Raw genomic sequence first — 436 nt, 5'->3', positions numbered from 1 at the left:
GTATGTAAATGGTCCACTTAATATGGCAGTTATTAATGCAAAATGATTACCCAAAGCATCAGGAATAATGCTAACTAAGGCGTTTGCCATTTCGTTAACCATTTTTGTACCGTTCATTACGCCTGTAAAGATACCCGAGGCAAATACTAAACTGATAACTGATAGAACGTCTCCTGCATGTTTTTTTACCACAGAATTTTGAATACTAAGATTTGGATAATTTAATAAAATTGCTGCTCCAAACCAAAGCATGAACATTACTGGGATTGGCAATATACCAATTACCAAACAGACAATGAGTGAAATTGTAAGTATTGCATTTGGTATAAGCATTTTTGGTCTTTTTAACAATGAATCTTCAGTTGTAATTTCTGGTTTAACGTCATTTAAATCTATATCGCTATATGAAGTAATGTGTTTTTTGGCACGTTTTCCT

Annotated in this window: 1 pseudogene; it reads right to left on the bottom strand. The window is 33.0% G+C overall.

Annotation, left to right across the window (positions count from 1 at the left end):
• Positions 1-436: pseudogene (locus NBZ85_RS34255) on the bottom strand (SLC13 family permease); the annotation flags it as partial.

The sequence above is a fragment of the Frankia tisae genome, from assembly GCF_025403405.1.
In the GTDB taxonomy this organism is placed as follows: domain Bacteria; phylum Actinomycetota; class Actinomycetes; order Frankiales; family Frankiaceae; genus Frankia; species Frankia tisai.
This window is presented reverse-complemented; position numbering and strand designations above follow the sequence as displayed.